5 protein-coding genes and 1 pseudogene are annotated in these 5,407 nt (G+C 66.1%); 1 reads left to right on the top strand and 5 read right to left on the bottom strand.

Going from position 1 to position 5,407, the window contains the following annotated elements:
- The 5 genes and pseudogenes from AB4Y84_RS11935 to AB4Y84_RS11915 all read right to left on the bottom strand — a co-directional run.
- Positions 1-214: pseudogene (locus AB4Y84_RS11935) on the bottom strand (hypothetical protein); the annotation flags it as partial.
- Positions 215-299: 85 nt separating this feature from the next.
- On the bottom strand, positions 300-1,616 hold the full coding sequence (locus AB4Y84_RS11930; RefSeq protein WP_442244024.1) for an ABC transporter permease: 1,317 nt from the start codon (positions 1,614-1,616) through the stop codon (positions 300-302).
- A 13-nt stretch (positions 1,617-1,629) separates the two neighbouring features.
- Positions 1,630-2,787, bottom strand: coding sequence for an ABC transporter permease (locus AB4Y84_RS11925; RefSeq protein WP_032978283.1), 1,158 nt, complete (start codon positions 2,785-2,787; stop codon positions 1,630-1,632).
- A 14-nt stretch (positions 2,788-2,801) separates the two neighbouring features.
- Entirely contained in the window at positions 2,802-3,491 is a 690-nt protein-coding gene (locus AB4Y84_RS11920) for an ABC transporter ATP-binding protein (protein WP_025878346.1), read from the bottom strand.
- 117 nt (positions 3,492-3,608) lie between these two features.
- Positions 3,609-4,856 (bottom strand): efflux RND transporter periplasmic adaptor subunit, encoded by a 1,248-nt coding sequence (locus tag AB4Y84_RS11915; protein WP_442250180.1) that lies wholly within the window; start codon positions 4,854-4,856, stop codon positions 3,609-3,611.
- Between the two features lie 202 nt (positions 4,857-5,058).
- Here AB4Y84_RS11915 and AB4Y84_RS11910 point away from each other — a divergent pair, with 202 nt between their 5' ends.
- On the top strand, positions 5,059-5,394 hold the full coding sequence (locus tag AB4Y84_RS11910; protein WP_301868676.1) for an ATP-binding cassette domain-containing protein: 336 nt from the start codon (positions 5,059-5,061) through the stop codon (positions 5,392-5,394).
- The last annotated feature ends 13 nt before the right edge of the window (positions 5,395-5,407 follow it).

Here is a 5,407-nt window from a genome sequence, read left to right as displayed (position 1 = left end):
AGGTGGCGTTGAGGATCAGCTCGAAATCACCGAGGTCGCGCAGATCATCCCAGTAGCGCGCGATGCGTTTGCGATGGGCAGAGGCACCAATAGCGGCGGTGTTTGCGCAATCTGTAATCGTTGTTGCGTGCGTACACGCATCCATCCACGCATGGCGTGGATCTACTGCAACAACGTCGGCGTCCACACCATGCGGATGGGCCAGTAGATCCACGCCATGCGTGGATGACGTGCAAAGAAAAAGGGACGGAGCCTTCGCTCCGTCCCTGCAGGGTGCGCGTTGTATCGCTGCGTGATGCTCAGGTCTCGCGCAGCGCCGTGGTGATTGGCAGCCGCGCGGCGCGCAGCGCCGGGAACAACCCACCCACCAGGCCGATGCCCAGCGCCCACTTCAACCCACTCCACAGCAGTTCCGGCGATACATGGAACTTGAACACCACCGCGCTGAAGTTGCTGCCGATGGTGGACACGCTGTAGCCGTTGAACAGCAGCCACGCCACCGCACATCCCAGCAGTCCACCGAGCAGCGCCAGCAGCATGGTTTCCAGCATCACTGCAGTCACCACCGGCAGGCCACGGAAGCCGATCGCACGCATGGTGGCGATCTCGCGTGCGCGTGTGGCCACGGCGGCATACATGGTGTTGAGCGCACCGAACACGGCGCCCACTGCCATGATGGTGCCGATCACCTTGCCGAGGATGTCGATCAGCTTGGTCAACCCACCACCCTGCTTGCTGTAGTAGACGCGGGTGGTTTCCACGTCCAGCTTCAGGCGCGGATCGGCGGCCACGGCGGCTTTGAACTGCTCGAAGCCAGCCTTGCCGTCGGTGCGCACGCTGATCGATTGCCAGGCACTGCGCTGGTAGGTGGTGGCCAGCGTGTCGGCGTCGGTCCACAGTTCCGAGTCATGCGCATCGCCGGTAGCGAACACGCCCACGACCGTCCAGGTCTGGTTGCCCAGGGTGAGCGTTTTGCCAACATCCATGTCGCGGAACTGGCTCCTGGCGCCCTGGCCGACCACGATCTCGCGCAGGCCGGCGGCGAACCGGCGACCTTCGACGATCTTGACCTTGTCATGCACGGCCCACGCCTGCGGGCCGACACCGCGGAACTGCGCGTTGACGTCGGTGCCATCGGCCTTGGACACCAGGTTGACCACCTGCGAGAGTTCCGGCGACAGCAGCGGCCGCCCCTGCGCATCGCGGGTGATGCCGGGCAGAGTGGACAGCGTCGGGACCTGTTCGCGGGTGATGACCGAGTTGGTCTCGGCCTGCGAACCGCCGCGCAGCACGATCGCGGTGGTGTCATCGCCGGTGTTGTTGAGCGTGGCCTGGAAGCCTTCGCCCATCGCCAGCATCGCCACCAGTACGCCAACCACGCCGGCGATGCCGACCACGATCACCGAGGAGGCACCCCAGCGCTGCGGCAGGCTGGCGATGCCGATACGGGTGGCGGCCAGGGCCAGCCGACCACTGCGGGTGAGCGCCAGCCACAGCCCCAGCAGTACCGCGATGGCGGCTACGCCGATCCACGGCAGGCCGATCCAAACCACCAGGCCAACGGCCAGCAGCACCACGGTCACCGCGTTTCCCAGCCACTTCTTGAGCTTGTTCATGTCGGTGTCCTCTTCAGCGGCCGGCGAGCGCGTCGACGATCTTCAGGCGCTTGGCGCGCAGTGCGGGCAGCAGCCCGACCACGATGCCGATCACCACGATCAGGACGATGCCCACCAGCCAGGTCGGCGTCGGTACGTGCGGCGGCAGCATGCCCATGCTCTTGGGGCTGATGGCCGGCAGGATCAGCGCCGCCAGGCCCATGCCGATCAGCCCACCGAGGCCGATCAGCAGCACCGATTCGACCATCACCAGGGTCAGCACCGTGCTGTCCTTGAAGCCCAGCGTCTTCAGTGTGGCCAGTTCCGGAACGCGCTCGCGCACCGCCTGGGCCATGGTGTTGCCGGTCAACAGCAGCAGGGTGAAGAACACCGCGCCCATGATCGAGGTGACGATCATGCCGATGTCGGCGAACTGTTTCACGAACGCCTGCTGGAACGCCGATTCGGTCTGGGTCTTGGTTTCGTGGTCGGAGTTGGCCGAGATCGCATCGATGGCCTGCGCCACCCTTGATGACTGCTCCGGGTTGTCCAGCGTCACCGTGTACCAGCTGACCTGGTTCTTGATGTAGTCGTTGGACTCATCGAAGTACTTCCAGTTCATCATCAACTGGCGTTCTTCATTGGCCGCCAGTGCGCGATCCTTCGAGCGGTAGATGCCCTTCAGTTCCAGCGGCCAGTCGTTGCTGCCGCCACGTGGGAAGATGGTGGCTTGCAGCGGGATGGTGTCGCCGATCTTCCAGCCGAACTGCTTGGCCAGCGTCTCGCCGACGATCGCGCCGGTACGGGTCTGCTGCCAGTCCTGCAGCTGCGCCGGGTCGATCTGCAGCTCGCGGTAGACATCGAAGTAGTTGGGCGCCACCGAGAAGTTGGGGAAGAAGTTCTTCGGGTCCTGGTAGATGCCGCCGAACCACATGCCGTAGGTGACATCGCGCACGCCGCTGACCTGGCGGATCTGCGTTTCCAGGCGGATCGGCAGCGACTGGGTGATCGACAGGCGCGAAGCCACCACCAACCGGTTGGCACCTTCCACACTGCCACCGGACGAGAACGCCACGCGCACCGAGTCGAGCATGCCGAACAGCAGGAACGCGGCCACCACCGACAGCAGGGTCAACAGGGTGCGGGTGCGGCTGCGGAACAGCTGCGCCCAGACCAACGAGAAGTATTTCATCGCTGTGGCCTCCGTCAGTGGGCCAGCGGCGCGTCGGCCAGCTCGCCCTTGTCCAGGTGCACCGTGTGGGTGGCGTACTCGGCGGCCTTCGGGTCATGGGTGACCATGATGATGGTCTTGCCGTGTTCGCGGTTGAGCTGCTGCAGCAGGCCCAGGATCTCTTCGGCGGACTGGCGGTCAAGATCGCCGGTAGGTTCGTCGCAGATCAGGAAGGTCGGGTCGGAGACGATCGCGCGGGCGATCGCCACGCGCTGCTGCTGGCCGCCGGACAGTTCGTTGGGGCGATGGCTGCGGCGGTCTGCCAGGCCGACCAGGGTCAGCGCGATCTCGGCATTGCGCTTGCGCTGCGCCGCGCTGAGGTGGGTCAGCAGCAACGGCAGTTCCACGTTCTTCTGTGCGGTCAGCATCGGCATCAGGTTGTAGAACTGGAACACGAAGCCGACATGGTGGCTGCGCCACGTCGACAGCTGGCCGCCGCTCATCTGGTCGATGCGCTCGCCTTCGATGCTGATCTCACCGCCGGTGGGGTTGTCCAGCCCGCCGATCAGGTTGAGCAGGGTGGTCTTGCCGGAACCGGACGGGCCCATCAGCGCGACGAAATCGCCGCTGGCGATATCCAGGTCGATGCCGTGCAGTACCTGCACCTTTTCGGGGCCACGCTGGTAGGTCTTGGTGATGTTGCGCAGTGAAACCAGGGTCGACATGGGTGGTTCTCCACGAAAGGCGGGAAACGGGGATGCGTCCCGGCCAACGGCCGGCACGCGTCGAACAGTGGTGCATTCCAGCGGTACTGCCGGTGGCGCCATGCGGGCGCCGGGCCGTTACTGCGCTTGCTTCTGCTTGACCCTGGTGCCGTCGCGCAGGGTGTCCGGCGGGTTGACCACCACCGACTCCCCTGCGCTCACGCCCTTGAGGATCTGGCGGTCCTTGCCCATCGCCTGGCCCGCCTCGACCGTGCGCTGCTGCACGCGGTTGTCATCGCCCAGTGCGARGRCCACCGACGCGCCCTCACGCTCGACCACCGCAGTGGCCGGAACGCGCACGCCCTGCGGCTTGGCTTCGGTCTGCGGCTTGGCCTGTTCCAGGAAGCTGACCCGCACGCCCATCTCCGGCACGATGCGCGGGTCTTTCACCTTCAGTGCCACCCGCACCTTCACCGTGGCCTTGCCGCGGTCAGCGGTGGGAACGATGGCGATCACCTCGGCCGGGATCTTCCAGTCCGGGTAGGCGTTGAGCGTGGCTTCCACCGGCATCTTCGGCTGCACGCGGCCGATGAACGCTTCGCCGACCTCGACTTCGATCTCCAGCGATTCCATGTCGACGATGGTGCCGATGCCGGTACGGGTGAAGCCACCACCGGCCGACAGCGGCGAGACGATTTCGCCGGGCTGCGCGGCCTTGGCGGTGACCACGCCGGAGAACGGCGCGCGCACGATGTTGTTGTCCACGCCAAGGTCGGCGATGGACAGCTGGTCGTTGGCAACCTTGACGTTGCGTCGTGCGGTTTCCAGCTGCGCACGCAGGTTGTCACGCTGGGCCACTGCCTGGTCGTACTGCGAACGCGAGACCAGCTGCTGGCCGACCAGCGCCTGCAGGCGGCTGGCTTCAGCGGCGGCCTGCTTCTGCTGTGCTTCCAGGCCGACCACCTGGCTGCGTGCGGCCTGCAGCTGCGAGGCGTACAGGTTGCGCTGCGCGTCGGCATCGATCGGGTCCAGGGTGGCCATGATCTGCCCCTGTTCCACCCGCATGCCTTCTTCGATCATCACCTCACGCACCTTGCCGGTGATCTTGGCCGACACCGTGGCCATGCGCCGGGCGACCACGTAGCCGCTGGCGTCGAGCACCGAACTGCTGGCGCTGCCCTGCTGGATGGCCACCGCCGGTGCGGTGTCCACTTCCACGGTGGGCGCGCGGCCGAACAGTGCGAATGCACCACCGGCCAGCAGCACGATGATCACGGCCACGGCGATCCACAGCCAGCGGCGGCCACCACTGCCGCCACTGGAGGCGGGCGGCGGCGACTTGCGGTCGATACGGAGTTCCTTCAACAGCTCGGCAGAAGCGTTCATTCGTTCCATCACAGGCGTTCGGGCGGGTGTGACCGGAAGGGCAGGCAGCGGCGGTTCCGGCGGTGGAGCGTGCGGCACAGCATGAAGGCAGGTGCATCGGCGATGGCAGTGACAGCTGTCATCCGATGTCATTGACGGCGGCAACTGCGAAATGTGACCACGGCGGCACAGGATGGCAACGTCCCCGCTACCGGTACCGCACATGGATACGATCGCCCCGTCGCTGGCCCGCCTGCAGCAGGTGCAGGTGCGTTACCGCGACCATACCGCCCTGCACGGCATCGACCTGCAGGTGCGCGCTGGCCAGGTACTGGCCCTGCTAGGCCGCAACGGTGCGGGCAAGAGTACCGCGATCAGCGTGCTGTTGGGTTTGCGCCGTGCCGACGCCGGCCAGGTCGAGCTGCTGGGTGGTGATCCGCAGCAGCGCGATCATCGGCTCGGCCTTGGCGTGATGCTGCAGAGCACCAGCCTGCCGCCAATGCTGCAGGTGGATGAACTGGTGGCGCAGGCGCGTCGCCGCCTGCGCCGGGTCGGCTGAACTGGCATGATCG

The organism is Stenotrophomonas sp. 2YAF22 (genome assembly GCF_052114665.1).
GTDB classification, from domain to species: Bacteria; Pseudomonadota; Gammaproteobacteria; order Xanthomonadales; family Xanthomonadaceae; genus Stenotrophomonas; species Stenotrophomonas indicatrix.
Note: the sequence above shows the minus strand (reverse complement) of the source record. Positions and strands in the feature narration are given on the sequence as shown.

Bases quoted from the DNA above. Each gene is read 5' to 3' on its own strand.
- AB4Y84_RS11930 (WP_442244024.1), bottom strand. From the start codon at position 1,616: ATGAACAAGCTCAAGAAGTGGCTGGGAAACGCGGTGACCGTGGTGCTG.
- AB4Y84_RS11925 (WP_032978283.1), bottom strand. From the start codon at position 2,787: ATGAAATACTTCTCGTTGGTCTGGGCGCAGCTGTTCCGCAGCCGCACC.
- AB4Y84_RS11920 (WP_025878346.1), bottom strand. From the start codon at position 3,491: ATGTCGACCCTGGTTTCACTGCGCAACATCACCAAGACCTACCAGCGT.
- AB4Y84_RS11910 (WP_301868676.1), top strand. From the start codon at position 5,059: ATGGATACGATCGCCCCGTCGCTGGCCCGCCTGCAGCAGGTGCAGGTG.